The sequence below is a fragment of the Sphingobacterium sp. NGMCC 1.201703 genome, from assembly GCF_047784615.1.
In the GTDB taxonomy this organism is placed as follows: Bacteria; Bacteroidota; Bacteroidia; order Sphingobacteriales; family Sphingobacteriaceae; genus Sphingobacterium.
This window is the reverse complement of sequence record NZ_JBLOHD010000002.1, coordinates 380355-397582: the sequence shown is the minus strand read 5'-3', so window position 1 is coordinate 397582 and position 17228 is coordinate 380355. Positions and strand designations below refer to the sequence as shown.

Here is a 17228-nt window from a genome sequence, read left to right as displayed (position 1 = left end):
ATATGTACCAATGAAAGTATTTCATTTAAGTGTCGAATGTTATCCAATAGCCAAGGTTGGTGGTCTAGCAGATGTGGTCGGCGCATTGCCTAAGTATCAAACTAAACTTGGTGTGGATGCAGCTGTTATCATGCCTTGGTACGACCGTCCATTTGTTCAGCAACACTCCTTCGATGTGATTCATGAAGGAACTTTTTTTCAAGGATCCGAATTATTGCATTATAGTGTTTTCAAGGAAAAAGACAATATATTGGGGTTTGAACTCTATCTGATTAAAATTCCTGGCAAACTGGATCGCAGGGAGGTTTATTGCTATCCGGATGAGGGCGAGCAGTTTATTGCCTTTCAGCATGCTGTGTTAAATTGGTTTAAGGAAAAAGCAATTGTACCTGATATCGTGCATTGCCATGATCATCATGTGGGTTTAATGCCTTTTTTGATGAAATACAGCAATGAATATAATTTCCTTGCCGATGTAAAGACGGTAGCGACTGTTCACAACGGTCAGTATCAGGGTTGGACACACTGGAGCAAAGCGATTTTATTGCCTGGATTTGACAGCTGGAAATGGGGGCTGTTGGACTGGGACGGTTTGATCAATCCACTTGCAGCACTGATCAAGTGCTGTGATGCCTATACGACGGTCTCGGAGGGGTATCTTGAAGAATTGTATGTGGAAGCTAACGGACTACAGCATCTGTTTTACGATGAACGAAACAAGTCGGTCGGGATTGTCAATGGAATTGATTGGGATATCTGGGACCCCGGCAAAGATTATACCCTGATTGAAAATTATGATCTTGCCTCGGCCTTTGCCGGTAAACTAAAAAATAAGCAGGCTCTGGCGCAGCAGTATAAAATTAATCCAGACCTTCCTTTATTGGTTTTTATCGGACGTTTTGCCGCTGAAAAAGGAGCTGATTTATTACCGGATATAATTTTGGATCTAACCAAAAATTTTTCAGACAGATTGAGTATATTTATACTGGGAGCTGGAGATCCGGCGATTCAGGCACGGGTAAAAATGCTCGTCGAGGAAAAGGTAGAAAATTTTGATGTGTTCTTTGGTTATGATGAAAATCTTGCACACTGGCTCTATGCAAGTGCTGACTTTCTTTTGATGCCTTCGCGGGTCGAACCTTGCGGGCTCAATCAGCTTTATGCCATGAAATATGGGACCTTGCCGATCGTACACCGTGTAGGTGGCCTAAAAGATACGGTCATCGATCTGGAAAACGATGGGTATGGTGTTGGTTTTGACACGCTTGAGGTGGCTGATATCAGAAAAGCTATTATCCGCGCTGTCGAGTATTATGAAAATAGGTCCAAATTTGAGGACAACCAACACAAAATAATGAGTTTGGATTTTTCGTGGGATAAATCCGCAGCGAAATATATAAGTCTATATAACCAATTAATTTAATTTGATATGTCACATCACAATGTAGTAGCTATCGTCTTGGGCGGAGGAAGGGGTTCACGTCTATATCCGTTGACCGACCAACGGTCTAAACCAGCTGTTCCTATTGCAGGAAAATATCGCTTGGTTGATATTCCCATCTCGAATTGTCTCAATTCGGGATTCAATAAGATTTTTGTGTTGACACAGTTCAATTCGTCCTCGCTGAATTCCCATATAAAAAATACATACAACTTCAGTATTTTTAGTAAGGGTTTTGTCGATATTTTAGCGGCCGAACAGACGAATGATGGTGACAAATGGTTTGAAGGCACCGCAGATGCCGTGCGTAGATCGTTCAAGAAGCTGGCAAGCATAGATTACGATTATGTTTTGATCTTATCGGGGGATCAGCTTTATCAGATGGATTTTGATGCGCTGGTGGACTTTCACGTACAGAATGAAGGTGATCTGACAATTGCGACCATTCCTGTCAATGGCAAAGATGCAACAGGTTTTGGTATTCTTAAATCGGATGAACACAACCACATCACATCGTTTATCGAGAAGCCCAATAGTGAGCAGTTGCTGGACTGGAGTTCGGAAGTGAACGATCACTTGAAGGCGGAGGGGCGGGAATACCTGGCCTCCATGGGGATCTATGTATTCAGTAAAGGTGTACTCAAGCGTCTGTTGGAAGAAAATAGCGGAATGGACTTTGGAAAAGAGATTATTCCGGATGCGATTGAAAATATCAAAGTACTCAGCTATCAGTATGAAGGCTATTGGACCGATATTGGAACAATAGGGTCGTTTTATGAAGCGAATATCGGGCTGACGGATAATATTCCAGCCTTTAACCTATTTGATAAAAATACGGTTTTTACCCGGCCACGTATGTTGCCTCCTTCTAAGATTTCGGGCACGACATTGATTAATTCGGTTATCTCTGATGGATGTATTATCCATGCCGATAAGGTAGACCGCTCGGTGATCGGTGTACGTTCACGTATTGGTATTGGTTCAGTCGTACGGGGAACTTATATGATGGGGTCCGACTATTACGAGGATTTTTCGGATATGGATGAAGCGAAAAGAAAAAATATGCCTATCGTTGGGGTAGGTGAACGCTGTTATATCGAAAATGCGATCCTGGATAAAAACTGTCGTATCGGAAATGATGTCCGCATTAATGGCGGTCCCCATTTGTTGAATGCCAATCATCAGACGTACACAGTCTGCGATGGTATTGTGGTGATCAAAAAAAATGCTGTTATCCCAAGTGGCACGACAATCGGGCTGGCCACCGTATAAATTTATTAAACAAGGGAGATAATATATTGTTATAATTGCATGTTATTGTAATAAAAAAATGCTTTGAAACAGATTATCTCCCTTCTTTTTTTATTGATCACATTTGCCGGTTGTGATACTTCTTTAATGGTACAGAGCACCGGCGTGTTACGAGATGCTTCGCGAAGATTTGAACTTCATAACGGTGACCGCCGCATTATATATATCCCGATGCGGCATTTGGGAACGCGTGTATATTATGATCAGATCCAGGCCGCGGTAGACTCTCTCCAAAAATCGGGTTATGTTGTTTTTTATGAAAGTATTGCCTACAGGGTGGATAGCGCCGAACAACGAGATCTATATGATCGAAAATTCAGAAAACTGACCGGCAACCGCCTTGGCTTGCAACAATGCATTGAAACTCCCGGAGATACATCAAAAGTACTGAGGGCGCCCCTGTACCGTAAATTGGGACAACGTATCATCAGTCAGCCAGATTACTCTTTTTTTCTGGTTAATTACGAAACCGCTGTGAATGCAGATATTCCAAAGAATAAGCTGTTGGACGATTTTGAATACCGCTATGGTACCATAAAGCTCGATGCCTGCGACTACGATACTCCGCTAAATGCACCCTATGGTTGCAAACCCATAAAAACAGCACTCAAGAATAAGTTTGATAAAGAATTTATCATGCAACAACGGGAAGAAAATCTAGCTTCTCTTGTGGCTGACGCTCCGCAGCAGAAAATTTTAATCTTATTTGGCACATCTCATTTTAAAGGCTTTTTGCGTAATTTGCAGGCCAGAGATCCCCGTTGGATAAAGATAAAATAATATGTTAGGAAAGATTTTTATTATACTACTTGTACCGGTAACCATCTATGTTGTCTATTACTTGTTAAATCGTACTGCGAAAAACAACAAGGCTATTAAACGCGTCCTGAGTGATGAGGGGAAGGATATCCTCGAAAAGGAGGTTGCTTATTACCGGCAGCTCTCTAGCATAGATAAACAGGAATTTGAGTCGCGCTGTCTGTCATTTTTGGATACGGTCAAGATTGAGGGCGTGGGGGTTGTCTTAGAACTGAAAGATTATATGCTTATTGCGGCCAGCGCAATTATTCCGATCTTTGCTTTCAAGAAATGGACTTATCCAAACCTGACCAATATTATGGTTTATCCCGCCCATTTCAATGCTGATTATCAATTTGAAGGTCATGCAGACCGGAATATCATGGGAATGGTGGGGGAAGGAGCCATGAACGGACAGATGATTTTGTCTAAAGCAGCATTAGAATATGGTTTTCAAAATCCAAGTGATGGTCAGAATACAGCGATTCATGAATTTGTGCACCTTATTGATAAAAGCGATGGCACAATAGATGGTGTTCCGACTTATTTGTTGGACAAAGCAGCTGTTATTCCTTTTATGAATTTAATACGTACGGAAATTAGTAAGATAAAGCAGCACCAATCGGATATTGATACCTATGGTATGACCAACCCCGGGGAATTTTTTGCTGTCGCATCAGAATACTTTTTTGAAAATCCAGCAAAATTTCAGAAAAACCATCCGGAGCTTTATACTGCACTTTCTAAAATTTTTGAGCAAAGTTAAGCGGAGATAAATAAAATTTTAGTATTTTTAAAGCAAACAGAAAATGTTTGCTTTTTTTGTTAATTACAACTGTTATGCCTAAAACTACTATTTATTCTACTATTGCATGCGCATGTCTATTATTTTGCGGCAATAATCAAGGTTTTTCCCAGGGGCGTTATGCTGTGGGAACGACTTTTACTGAGATGGCAGATCCGACAAGAGATACGCTTTCCGATTGGTCAAATGTTAAACCGGGTTTGCACGCATCGTTTGTGTCTATCGATAAACGTTTTCCGAAATCTTTAAACCCGAATATCGCTGTCCAGCCTAACAATACGGTGGATGCCTGGAAAGGGGAGCAGGTATCGGCACAAATGCTCCTGTGGACAAGCGCAGCAGCACCGGATGTTGTCATTTCGACGGGCGAGCTAAGGTCAAGGACCGGGAAAACCATTTCCGCCGATGCGGTGCAGGCACGATTTGTTCGTTATGTGATGACAGATGAATTTGCGGAGGGTTGTGGCTATCGTAAACCCGAAGATTTTAAAGCTGCTCTTTCTGCCGATATGCTCGATGATGTCAAAAGCTATAATCTTGAGGCCAAGCGCGTACGTCCAGTCTGGATTACGGTAAAAGTTCCTGCTGGAGCGGCGGCAGGTCAATATAAGACAGTCATTGCTGTTAAACAAAAAGGTAAGGTCGTACAGAATTTGGATCTGATTGTGAATGTTCAGGAGCATGTATTACCGCCGGCTTCACAATGGTCATTCCATTTGGATCAGTGGCAACACCCATCGGCTGTAGCGCGGGTCAATAATGTTAAGATGTGGAGTGATGAGCATTTTGAAGCCTTAAAGCCAACAATGAAGCAGCTGGCTGCTGCTGGTCAGAAAGTCATCACAGCAACCCTAAATAAGGATGCCTGGAATGTACAGACCTATGATCCCTATGCGGATATGATCACCTGGAAGAAAGCAAAAGATGGATCCTGGAGCTATAACTATGCGGTATTTGACCGATGGGTTCAATTTATGATGGATCTGGGAATTAACAAACAGATCAATTGTTACTCTTTACTGCCCTGGAACAATGAGGTACATTATTTCGATGAAGCAAAAAATGAACAGGTCAATGTGGTTGCAAAACCCGGCACGCCTGTGTTTGAGGAGCTATGGACACCTTTCTTAAAAGATTTTAGTAAACATGTCAGCGCCAAAGGCTGGTTGAAAATTACCAATATTGCAATGGATGAGCGAGCACAGGAGCAAATGGATCCAGCGGTGGAACTTTTAGAACGTGTGGTACCTGAATTTGGAATTGCTTTTGCGGACAACCATAAAAGTTATAAGCGTTATCAAAAAAGTACCGATATCAGTGTTGCTGTAGGGGATCCTTTCGATCAAAATGATTTAATTGAAAGACGTAAAAAAGGGTATATCACTACATTTTATGTTTGCTGTTCAGATGAGTTTCCGAACCAATTTACATTTTCCGATCCGGCGGAATCGACCTATATGGCTTGGTACGCACTGGCTGCGGGATTTGACGGTGCACTGCGTTGGGCCTTTAATTCCTGGGTAGCCAATCCAATGCAAGATTCACGATTCCGTACATGGCCTGCCGGAGATACGTATATTGTTTATCCGCAAGGTCGTAGCTCTATCCGTTACGAGCGTATGCTGGAGGGGATCCAGGATTACACGAAAGTAAATATTCTGAAAGAAAAGTTGGAAAAATCCAATGATCAGGCGAATTTGGCCAAGCTGAATGCAAAAATCGCTAAATTAAAAAAATCTCGACGTTATGCTGCCTGGAATGAGGATCTCAATGATGCCAAAGCTTTTGTAAGTGAATTATCCAATAAGATCAAATAATTAGACGATCCTATAGTTGAATGATAGGCTGCTCTCCGGTATCAGGAGAGCAGCCTATTTTTTTGAGGCAAGGTTTTCTAAAAAGCCATAGCCTGTCATCTCGTGTTGGGGTATAAAAATTGCCGATCCATCCGTCTGTACCTTTTGTCGAATAGTGGAATATCCAAAACCATTGTTATTCAATATTGTTGTTATAAAGAAGCGATAACGTATTCAGCGTATCATCGCCTTATCAAAATTCTAAATCATCATATGGGTATGAAAAATGTAGCACAGCAGATCGTTGGTATTTTAAAGGATGCGGGAATTAAGCGTATTTATGCCGTAACGGGGGATAGTTTAAACTTTTTCAATGAGGCCGTGCATGCGGATGGGAGCATGCAATGGATACACGTCAGGCATGAGGAGGTCGGTGCATTTGCAGCGACGGCCGAAGCGGATCTGCAGGGCATTGCCTGCTGTGCGGGAAGTAGTGGCCCCGGCCATGTACATCTGATCAATGGAGTGTATGAAGCACATAAAACACGTGTGCCAATGTTGGTGATTGCTTCGACCTGTGCTACTTATGAGTTTGGTACAGATTATTTTCAGGAGACAAATCCAATCAAATTATTTGACGACTGCTCCTGTTATAATCAGATGATCACCCGACCTGAACAAGTGCAACGGATGGTGCAGAATGCCTTACAACAAGCGATTTCGAAACGGGATGTTGCCGTTATCGGTCTGCCGGGAGATGTTTCCGAAATGGAGGCTGTGCATATGAACACTTCGGCAAAGGTATTTTTCACCGAACCACAGATCAGGCCATCGGAACTTGAAATCGGTCGTTTGGCTCAATATATCAACCAAGCGGATAAAGTGACTTTATTCTGCGGTGTAGGAGCCAGAAAGGCCCAAAAACAAGTTGTGGAGCTTTCTGAAAAAATTCAGGCACCTGTAGGTTATTCGTTTAAGGCCAAACTGGATATTCAACGGGATAATCCCAACGAAATTGGAATGACAGGGCTCTTGGGGACAGCCTCTGCCTTTCAGAGTATGCACCATTCGGATCTGATCCTGCTGCTGGGGACAGATTTTCCTTACAAGGATTTTATACCCACCAATAAAACAATTGTTCAGATTGATATCGAGGGCGAGAAACTCGGTCGAAGATCGATTGTGGATTATGGCCTGGTGGGAGATATTGAGCACACGTTGAAAGCTGTCCTACCCTTTGTGGAAGCACGAACTGATTCTAATTTTCTCGAAAAACAATTGGCTGCCTATGAGAAGGTAAAAGAAGATCTGATGATCTATGTCGAAGACCCGGGCAGTGAATGTGCTATTCAGCCAGAATTTGTGGCGCATACAATTGATCAAAAAGCAAGCGATGATGCTATTTTTCTAGTAGATACAGGGATGTCCTGTGTTTGGGGAGCACGCTATATCAATCAACGCCGGGATCGCAAAATGCTGGGCTCATTTAATCACGGATCCATGGCGAATGCAATGCCAATGGCTATAGGAGCGGCATTGGCACATCCCGAAAGACAGATTATAGCCTTTTGCGGGGACGGCGGCCTTTCGATGTTGCTGGGTGATCTTGCGACGATAAAACAATATAATTTGCCGATCAAGCTGATTGTGTTCAATAACCGTTCACTCGGGATGGTTAAATTGGAGATGCAGGTTGCCGGTTTAAAAGATCAGGAAACCAATATGGTCAACCCAGATTTTGCAATGGTAGCGCAGGCGATGGGAATCCGTGCATTTACGGTGACCCGACCTGAGGAGGTAGACGGAATACTGAGTGAGGCCTTCGGCATAACGGACGAACCTGTACTCGTGGATATTTATACCAGTCCCAATGCCTTGGCTATGCCACCCAAAATATCATTCAGCCAAATGAAAGGAATGACCGAAAGTATGGCTAAATTAATGCTATCCGGCCATGTAGAGGAGGTCTGGGATACCATTAAGTCGAATTATAAACATTTGAAATCACTCTGATTCGCGTAGATCAGCAGCATTCTATTAAAAAAGCCTCTCCAATTTAAAATAACTGGAGAGGCTTTCTGTTTAGGAAAAATAAGGTATTCGGACTATTGATTGAATTTTGTGAATTACCGATCAACACTGGCGTTGAACAAACCAAAGGCTCTTCAATAACTCCTCTTTACAGCGTCGAAGTTTTTCTATTTTCGATTCCGAAGAAGTAGAAACATTCTCTTTTACAATAATAGCCAAATCTGTTTCAATGGATAATTTAGTGAGGGATGTACACCCACTGTCAAATTTCTTAAAGCTTACATCTTTCATACTAATATTGGTTAAGAATTTCTGAATTTTATAATGTACAATTTACTAATAAAAATTAGCTTTACAATATGCTGTGAATAATTTTATTGTTACTAAATTGTTTATTTTTAATATTTTATCAGTCGCTAACTTATAAACAATATTGCGGCAATTTTTGTTTTCTGAATTTCAAAAGTTTAAATGTTAGTTATTTAAAACAATATATTGTTTTGATTGCTATTGATAAGAATGAGCAGAGCAGAGGAAATAGCTCGTTTATAGGTACGCATCAGTTCATCAATAAATTCCCATTGGCGCTGATTTTGCAGCTTGTCAGTGTATATTTAAGAAAAATAATTATTCGCATGAAAGTAATCAATATTGGATTATCGTTACTGCTTTTTACCGTCGCTTGTCAGCAAAGTGGTAAAAAGCAAGGCGACCAGGTGCAATTGAACCGGGATACAGCAACAACTATTGCCGCAGTTGCTGAGCCGGGAAAGTATCAATACCTCAAAAATGGTGACACAATTTCGCTGACCATTGCGATCGACGGTAACCGGGTGCACGGCGACCTGAGTTACAGATGGAAAGAGAAAGACCGCAATATAGGCCATATTGATGGGGTGTTAAAGGACAGTATAGTGTTAGCTGATTATACTTTTGCCTCGGAAGGGCAACAATCTGTTCGGCAGGTTGCTTTTAAATTTTCCAAAAACAGGGCAGTCGAAGGTTTTGGAAACATGGAGGAAAAAGGAGGGAAGATGTCTTTTGTTGCCCCGGATAAATTGAGCTATGACGAAAAATTTGCCTTAGAACATGTGAGCCAATGATAGCAGTTTAGGAACAAATATAAGCAGTCCAATTAATAAGGCCGTTAAGCTACTCAGCATAACGGCTGCAGCTGCGATGTCCTTGATCCTTTTTATGTTGGGATTTTTTTCGGGGCAGACAAAATCAGCTAGATTTTCCAGTGCTGTATTCAGTAATTCGCAGACAAGAACAAAACCGATCGAAAAGACAACGGCTAACCATTCATAAGGACTTATCCGGAGGGCCCAGGAAAGTGCGATTGCCAATACTGCGGCTAGGAGATGTACCCTGAAATTGTGTTCTTCCCGCCAGACGATTTTTAAACCATTGAAGGCATAACCAAAACTTCGGATTCTTGCTTTCCATGAAAAGTTGCTTTGGGCCATAGTCAATATGCTATATTTTATGTAAATATAATCTTTCCCTTGATTTTTGACCGCCCTTAATTTCAGTTTATGTGCTGACTTCTGATAATAACAGTGGTCAGGAACGTTTTGCGAATGGCCGTGATCCTGAACGCGCGCTGTCCTGCAGTTGTCAGGGCCGTGGCAGCTTGTCTCGACAATTTTTTTACTTCCTATTTTCTCAGAAGTATTGTTGGAAGTACGTGGTATTTTTGAGTAAATTGCTTTATGATCTACAATTTTGATAAAATAATTGACCGTCGGGGTACGGATTCGGTCAAATGGAATCAGCAGGATTATGCGGATTTAATTCCACTCTGGGTTGCCGATATGGACTTTCCTGCATCCAACGAAATTATTAATGCGCTGAGCGAACGTGTGCAACATGCAGTTTATGGTTATGCAAGAGTTCCGGATGCTTTTTATCAAGCAGTAGCGGACTGGTCTAGCCGTAAACATGGTTTCCAACTGCAGCGCGAGTGGATACTTCCGGTTTTAGGTGTGGTACCTGCACTGTCGGCAATTGTCGCCGCATTGACCGAAACGGGGGATAAAGTGCTGATACAGGAACCTGTGTATCATTGTTTTTTTTCGTCGATCGAACGTAATGGCTGTGAAGTTGTTTCCAATGATCTACTGTACAAAGATGGAAAGTATACCATTGATTTTGTGGATTTTGAAAGGAAAGCAAGTGATCCAAAGGTAAAGCTCTTTATTCTCTGCAGCCCACATAACCCTGCGGGTAGGGTCTGGACAAAAGCGGAGCTTGAGCAATTGGGTGAAATCTGTCTAAAAAACAATGTACTGGTTGTTTCGGACGAGATCCACTGCGATCTGGTTTATGAGGGGTATCGACATATTCCTTTTGGAACGATTGATCCAGCCTTTCTGGCGAATACCATCACTTGCATGGCACCGAGCAAAACCTTTAATCTGGCGGGCCTGCAAGTCGCCACGGTTATTGTCGCGGATCCACTGCTGAACAAAAAGGTGCAGCAGGCTTTTCTTGTCAATGAGATCGCCAGTATAAGTCCTTTTGCGATAACTGGTTTAATAGCGGCCTATCAACATGGTGAGGAATGGCTGCAGCAAGTTTTGAGTTATGTTCATCATAATTATGTTTATGTAAAAAATTACGTGGCTCAACATTTGCCTTTCCTGAAAATTGTTCCCCTGGAAGGTACCTATTTGGTTTGGCTAGATTGTTCGGCTTTAAATCTTTCCAGCCGGAAGCTGGGACAGTTGCTCCTGCAGGAAGCCCACTTACAGGTGAATGTTGGAGCGATGTATGGAAAAGGAAGTGATTCCTTTATCCGCTTGAATATTGCCTGTGCGAGACCAATTTTAGAGGAGGGATTAAATCGGTTGAAACAGGTGCTGCAGAATTTGATGGAAAAATAATGCTTGTATAATTTTATAAGCCATAGTGACGATAAAAAAAAGCACCTAAACAAATGATTCAGGTGCTTTTTTGTTGTAGTAGTTACTTTACGCAAAGGGATTATATACCCATTTCTTTCAAAATAAAATGCGCATTATCAATTTTATCGGCTACCCATAACACATAACGGATATCTACACCGATGGACCGACTGTAGCTTTCATTCCATGCGAAATCGTTGATTGTTGCATCATAAGCACGGTCAAAGTTTACGCCGATTAACTCCCCATTTGCATTCATGATCGGCGAACCAGAGTTGCCACCGGTCGTGTCCATGTCATAGAGTATATTGACAGGAACCGATCCCAGGTCTTTTTTGAGGTAGGGACCAAAATTTTTATTGAGATACGCTGTCTTGATTTCCTGCGGATAGTCGAATTCAGGCAGACCGAGGTTTCCTTTCTGGATAATACCTTCAATGCTGGTGAATGGTTTCATATAGGTGGCATCTGCCGGAGCATAACCTTTGATATGTCCATAAGTCAAGCGCAAGGTGGAATTGGCATCCGGAATAAAGTTTTTGGCCTGAAAAATTTCCTTGACCGCTACATAGTCACCCATTAGTTTATTTAACACGCCTTCGCGTCTTTTCTGTTCGGCAGCAAAAATAACAATATCGCTGTTCAGTTCATTTTGGAGAATTAACAGTTTATCATCAAATTGCTGTAGGGCATTTGCATCGGCCAAAACGGTATTTAAGATATAGTTTTGATCGGTAAGCTTACTACCATTGATGATCTGTGTTGCAAATTGATTGGCTGATTCGTTATTCAATTGGAGCTTTTGAATGGCTGTGATCTGATTTTTACCCTGGAAAGCAGCAGCGTCGGCAAGCATTTTCCCAAAAATACGTTGGTCAGCCTGTTTGTTGTAGCTTTCGTAAGTTTCTTGAATACTTTTTTTAAGCTGTTCGACATTATAGTCGAATAACTGTTTTGCGGCATGTGAAGAGCGCTCTTTACCCATTGCCACTTTTAAGGTATTGAGATCGCGGGCAACTTTCAGTAAGCTTGTGCTGTTATAGATATTATTAATCCAAAGTTCTTTCAACGCGTCTTGGTCACTAACCTGATAGTAGGCAGCGATATCGTTTAACAGGTTACCATACTTATCTTTAAGTTCAGGTTTGCTTAAAATAAAGGCGGCAAGTGCTTCATCTTCTTGTTTTTTAGTTGAAAGAAGATCAATGCCGCGCAATCCTTTGAGCTTCCCGCGGTAATTTTTGAGTACATTGGCGTTGCGTTTGATGCGCGTTGCTAAAGAGAGCGCGATATCTGTATTATCTTTACCCGCTTCTTCCATCTGTTTATTCTGGAAGTCGTAGAGATCGGAAACATAAGGCAGCAAGTATTCTTGTTGGTACTTAATATATTGTGCGGGACGGTGCCGGAATGTTTTTCCCGGATAGCCCAAGATAAAGGTAAAGTCATTCTCTTTTACGCCATTTGGATTGACTTTTAGGTGTTTTTTAGGCTGGTAGGGCACATTATCTTTGGAATAGGGGGCAGATTTTCCATCTTTACTCACATAAGCACGAAGGAAAGAATAATCGCCGGTGTGGCGTGGCCATACCCAGTTGTCAGTCTCACCACCGAATTCGCCAATATTTTGACGTGGTATATATACCAGGCGTACATCCTCTATTGTTTTGTAGCGAAACAGCACGTAGCTTTTACCGATGAACATTTCGGACACTTCGGCTTTGATTGTAGGATCTTCTTTTTCAGCCTGTTTGACAAGTTCCTCTTGTTTTCTTTTAATTGTATTAATACGCTCTACGGGATCACTGATATTGGCAACAGCATTTAATATTTTAACAGATACGTCTTCGTATGAGTCGGTAATTCTGATTTTTAACCCTTTTGCTTCAATCTCCTGTTCCTGATTTTGTGCCACAAAACCATTTTTGAGGTAATTGTTGATGGCTGTACTGGCCAGCTGCACTGCTGAAAACGCACAATGATGGTTGGTAATAATCAGGCCACGATTGGAAACGAATGATCCAGTACATCCACTGACCTGAACGAGGGCATCCACTAATCCAACCTGACCGGGGTTGTAAATATCTTTTTCACTGATCTTTAATCCGGCTTTCTTTAATCCAGCTCTATTTAGATCGCTCAATGGATACATTCCTTCATCTGGATTCGCTATACCATGTGGGATATTTGTTGCCGATAATAATAGCGCCAGTGCAATTGTCGTATGATGTATAAACTTCATGGTTTTTTTTATATCAACTGTTGTAAATCTCCAAATTTAAGAAAAGCTTTTTGATGAATCCGACTTTTCGGTCAACTATTGTCATAATAGTCTATCAATTCTTGTTTTTTGGCAAGGTATTTATTGTGTAATATGTACGGGAAAGCAATGGTCAAGCCTTAAAATATTGTGTATTTGCCATCGTTTTAAACGAGTATTCGTAATTTTGCGCTTTAAAGATTTTAACATGACCTTAATCCAATTGGAATATATCATTGCTGTAGATACTTATCGTAGTTTTGTTGCCGCAGCCGAAAAATGTTTTGTGACACAGCCGACTTTAAGTATGCAGATCCAGAAACTGGAAGAATCCCTGGGAGCAAAAATCTTTGACCGCAGCCGGCAGCCGGTTGTACCTACCGAAATCGGTGAGAAGATCATTCTACAGGCGAGATCGGTACTGATGGAGAGCCGAAAGATCGCTGAAATCGTACAGGATAAGAAGGGGGAGATCGAGGGCAGCTTAAAGATCGGTGTTATTCCGACTATCGCGCCTTATCTATTGCCGAAGGTACTGACAACATTTATGGAGAAGTATCCGAAATTGCAATTGCAAATCTGGGAATATACCACCGAACGTATTGTTCACGAATTGAAGGTGGGGCTTTTGGATTGCGGTGTGCTATCAACACCCTTAAATGATCAGGGGATACTGGAGTCGCCTCTGTTCTATGAAAATTTTGTTGCTTATATCTCTGAAAATAGTCCTTTGTTTTCCAAGAAAGTGCTAAGTGGAGATGACATTGCCGATGATAAACTCTGGCTGTTGAATGAGGGGCATTGCATGCGAGGGCAGGTACTTAATATTTGCCATCATAAACATAATCAGGATCTTTCTGGGCGTTTTGAATATAATACTGGCAGCGTGGAAACACTTAAAAGAATGGTGGATATCAATGATGGGATAACCATTCTGCCGGAGCTTTCGATTTCAGACTATGTGGATGAACAACTGGATAAAATCCGATATTTTAAGTCACCGGAACCTGTTCGGGAGATATCTTTAGTCACTACGCAGAATTATGTGAAACGACATGCAATCCAGGCTTTGGAAAGGGAGATATTGGCGGTTGTACCCGAAAAATTCAAAACAAAAAAGAAAAAGGAAGTGTTGAGCTTTCAATAAGAAGACATGGCAAATCTCAGTGTACGTTTTTTTAAGAAAATAGACCAGATCAATCAATGGCGGATGAAAAAAGTTTCGAATAGGAACTTTATTATTCTCCTGGCCTTTTTAGTTGGAATTGTTGGTGGTCTGATGGCATCTGTCTTAAAAAGACTAACGCATTTTATAGCGGCGACAATTCAGGATGATATTGATTGGAAAGTGAAGTATTCTGTTTACCTGATTTTTCCGTTGATCGGGATATTGTTGAGCGTGTTTTTTGTGCGAAAATTTCTGAAAGGAAAGAAGATGGAGCATGGTATCACTCCGATTATCTATGCGATCAGTCGTAAGGGGAGCCGATTGGATCCGAGCAATATTTATTCGCAGGTTGTCACTTCGGCGATTACGGTTGGATTTGGAGGTTCCTGTGGATTGGAGGCTCCCGTCGCATTGGGAGGTTCGTCGATAGGTTCCAATATTGCCCGTTTTTTTGGTCTGCAATATAAAGAAGTCACCATGCTTTTGGCCTGCGGCGCGGCAGCAGGTATTTCGGGTGCATTTAATAGTCCTTTGGCGGGAATGATCTTTGCGATTGAGATATTGCTTCCGGAATTCTCCATTCCGGTTTTTATTCCTCTTTTAATATCGTCAGCGCTTGCCTCGGTGGTATCGCGGCTTTTGTACAGTGAACCGCTATTTAGCACATTCAATTCGGATTGGCAAATCTCGGCCCTGTTATTTTATTTGCTATTGGCGGTATTGATTGGACTGTATACAATCTACTTTGCCCGTGTATCCAGTTTGGTAGGGAAATGGTTTGCTAAGATAAAGAATCCCTATAACAAAGTATGGGTAAGCGGAATATCCCTGGGGATTATGATTTTCGTATTTCCGGCACTGTATGGCGAAGGTTATATTACCATCCAGCAGATTCTCAATGGGCAGTTTAACTCGATCGTAAAAAATAGCTTGTTTTCTGATTATAAAGATATGGGATTGGTGGTGCTGGGGTATACCATTTTGACTTTATTTGGTAAGTCGTTTGCGGCATTATTCACCTTGAATGGTGGCGGAAACGGTGGGGTGTTTGGACCGAGCCTGGTGATGGGCGGTCTATTGGGGTTTGCCTTTTCCTATGGGGTCAATCTGACGGGAATTGCGGAGCTTAACGTCCCCAATTTTGTGGTTGCCGGTATGGCCGGGGCACTAAGTGGTATTATGCATGCGCCATTAACGGGTATCTTCTTAATTGCGGAAGTGACGGGGGGATATACTTTAATGGTCCCCTTGATGTTGGTCTGTTCGATTTCTTATCTGATTAATCGTGCGGTATTGAAGCACTCAATTTATACAAAAGTATTGGCCGAATCGGGCGACCTGATTTCGTATGAAGATAAGGACCGTTCGGTACTGAGCATGATGCGCATTAAATATGTACTGGAAACCAATTTTGTGATCCTACGACCGGATGAAACGCCCAAAAGTAGACAGACGGATATTATCCATAGCAAGCGTAATATTTTTCCGGTGGTAAGTTATGAAGGTAAATTTATGGGACTTCTCTATAGTGAGTTTTTATTTTCGGTCCTGTTAGGGGAGTTAGAAGGGGGGGATACGCCCTTTGAAAAATTGGCACAGAAGCCAAACGATACGGTGGGGATTAACGAAAACATGGAAATTGTGATGGCTAAGATGAACAAAGATGACACTTGGATATTACCTGTACTTGGAGATGAAAACAAATATATGGGTTTTGTATCCAAGTCCAGTGTCTTTAATAAATACCGCGCATTACTTATCCGTCAAGGTCATTATCTAGAGTAAACCGGGCAGAATAGGTGTAAAGATGGGTCGAAGTGAAGACCTATTTCAGGACAGATTTTTTTGAATGGTCCTATCTAATATGCGCTTAACTTGAGGGCTTATCAAACGACTTACATGGATTGATCGTTCCACCCATGTAAGTCGTAAGTATCGGTTGCGTTGGATTAGCCACGCATGGCCATAATTTTTGTGACGTATTTTCCAATAATATCAAATTCAAGATTGACTGTTGTACCTACTTCAACCTGTTGGAGATTGGTATGTTCGAGGGTATAAGGGATGATTGCGACAGAAAAACGGTCATCGCGGGAATCAACCACAGTCAGACTGATGCCATTTACTGTAATAGAACCTTTTTCCACAGTGATATTCTGTTTAGTGGGGTCGTATTGAAAAGTAAAAATAAAACTGCCGTTCTCATCTGATTTCTGTATACAGGTTGCGGTCTGATCGACATGCCCCTGGACAATATGTCCATCAAATCTTCCGCCAGCTAGGGTGCAGCGTTCGATATTAACCAAGTCACCAACTTTCAACTCGGCCAGGTTCGTTTTCTGCAGGGTTTCATCAATCGCGGTTACTTTGTGCACCTGATCCTCCAGTCCAACAACAGTCAGGCATACACCATTGTGGCTTACGCTCTGATCTATTTTAAATTCATTGGAGATCGGAGAGCTCACATAAAAATGGATGTTGCTTTTTTCATGTTCGATACGTTCGATTTTTCCTAAGGTTTCTATGATTCCGGTAAACATGCACTAAAATTTTTGATGAAATCAAAGTTACTAAATAATCGAAGGAAACACGGTTTTTGCGAACAAAATAGACGCATGAATGACAGAATAATTTATCGTGAATATAATTCATGAAAGAGATAAATACTGTAATAGAATCTGCTTTGATATAGTATGCTAAAAAAAAGGC

Annotated in this window: 13 protein-coding genes; 10 read left to right on the top strand and 3 right to left on the bottom strand. The window is 41.6% G+C overall.

Going from position 1 to position 17228, the window contains the following annotated elements:
- Positions 1 to 10: 10 nt before the first annotated feature.
- The 7 genes from ACK8HY_RS07010 (at position 11) to ACK8HY_RS06980 (ending at position 9285) form a co-directional block, all read left to right on the top strand.
- Positions 11 to 1423, top strand: a complete 1413-nt coding sequence (locus tag ACK8HY_RS07010) for a glycogen synthase (protein WP_077432721.1) — start codon at positions 11 to 13, stop codon at positions 1421 to 1423.
- A gap of 6 nt (positions 1424 to 1429) precedes the next feature.
- Complete coding sequence (locus ACK8HY_RS07005) at positions 1430 to 2713, top strand: glucose-1-phosphate adenylyltransferase (protein ID WP_077432722.1); 1284 nt, start codon at positions 1430 to 1432, stop codon at positions 2711 to 2713.
- 63 nt (positions 2714 to 2776) lie between these two features.
- Positions 2777 to 3532, top strand: a complete 756-nt coding sequence (locus tag ACK8HY_RS07000; RefSeq protein WP_139350980.1) for a hypothetical protein — start codon at positions 2777 to 2779, stop codon at positions 3530 to 3532.
- A gap of 1 nt (position 3533) precedes the next feature.
- Positions 3534 to 4316 carry a zinc-dependent peptidase gene (locus ACK8HY_RS06995; RefSeq protein ID WP_416133207.1) on the top strand — a complete coding sequence of 261 codons (783 nt, stop codon included), beginning with the start codon at positions 3534 to 3536 and terminating at the stop codon, positions 4314 to 4316.
- A 74-nt stretch (positions 4317 to 4390) separates the two neighbouring features.
- Complete coding sequence (locus ACK8HY_RS06990; protein WP_077432724.1) at positions 4391 to 6172, top strand: DUF4091 domain-containing protein; 1782 nt, start codon at positions 4391 to 4393, stop codon at positions 6170 to 6172.
- A 258-nt stretch (positions 6173 to 6430) separates the two neighbouring features.
- The gene (locus tag ACK8HY_RS06985) at positions 6431 to 8164 is read left to right on the top strand and encodes a thiamine pyrophosphate-dependent enzyme (RefSeq protein WP_254846156.1); all 1734 of its coding nucleotides are present in this window, start codon (positions 6431 to 6433) and stop codon (positions 8162 to 8164) included.
- A gap of 653 nt (positions 8165 to 8817) precedes the next feature.
- Positions 8818 to 9285, top strand: a complete 468-nt coding sequence (locus ACK8HY_RS06980) for a hypothetical protein (protein WP_139350982.1) — start codon at positions 8818 to 8820, stop codon at positions 9283 to 9285.
- Here ACK8HY_RS06980 and ACK8HY_RS06975 read toward each other — a convergent pair.
- Positions 9265 to 9651, bottom strand: a complete 387-nt coding sequence (locus ACK8HY_RS06975) for a diacylglycerol kinase family protein (RefSeq protein WP_077432727.1) — start codon at positions 9649 to 9651, stop codon at positions 9265 to 9267. The genes ACK8HY_RS06980 and ACK8HY_RS06975 overlap by 21 nt on opposite strands.
- A 246-nt stretch (positions 9652 to 9897) precedes the next feature.
- On the opposite strand from ACK8HY_RS06975, the gene ACK8HY_RS06970 reads away from it, so the two are divergent.
- Positions 9898 to 11070: a MalY/PatB family protein gene (locus ACK8HY_RS06970; RefSeq protein ID WP_077432728.1), complete on the top strand. Its 1173-nt coding sequence runs from the start codon at positions 9898 to 9900 to the stop codon at positions 11068 to 11070.
- Between the two features lie 100 nt (positions 11071 to 11170).
- Here the strand turns inward: ACK8HY_RS06970 and ACK8HY_RS06965 are convergent, their stop codons facing one another.
- On the bottom strand, positions 11171 to 13333 hold the full coding sequence (locus ACK8HY_RS06965) for a S46 family peptidase (protein ID WP_077432729.1): 2163 nt from the start codon (positions 13331 to 13333) through the stop codon (positions 11171 to 11173).
- A gap of 226 nt (positions 13334 to 13559) precedes the next feature.
- Here ACK8HY_RS06965 and ACK8HY_RS06960 point away from each other — a divergent pair, with 226 nt between their 5' ends.
- Both ACK8HY_RS06960 and ACK8HY_RS06955 read left to right on the top strand, forming a co-directional pair.
- Positions 13560 to 14498, top strand: a complete 939-nt coding sequence (locus ACK8HY_RS06960; protein WP_077432730.1) for a hydrogen peroxide-inducible genes activator — start codon at positions 13560 to 13562, stop codon at positions 14496 to 14498.
- A 6-nt stretch (positions 14499 to 14504) separates the two neighbouring features.
- Entirely contained in the window at positions 14505 to 16304 is a 1800-nt protein-coding gene (locus tag ACK8HY_RS06955) for a chloride channel protein (RefSeq protein WP_416133206.1), read from the top strand.
- A gap of 164 nt (positions 16305 to 16468) precedes the next feature.
- Here ACK8HY_RS06955 and ACK8HY_RS06950 read toward each other — a convergent pair whose 3' ends face one another.
- Positions 16469 to 17059 (bottom strand): riboflavin synthase, encoded by a 591-nt coding sequence (locus ACK8HY_RS06950; RefSeq protein WP_416133205.1) that lies wholly within the window; start codon positions 17057 to 17059, stop codon positions 16469 to 16471.
- Between the last annotated feature and the right edge of the window lie 169 nt (positions 17060 to 17228).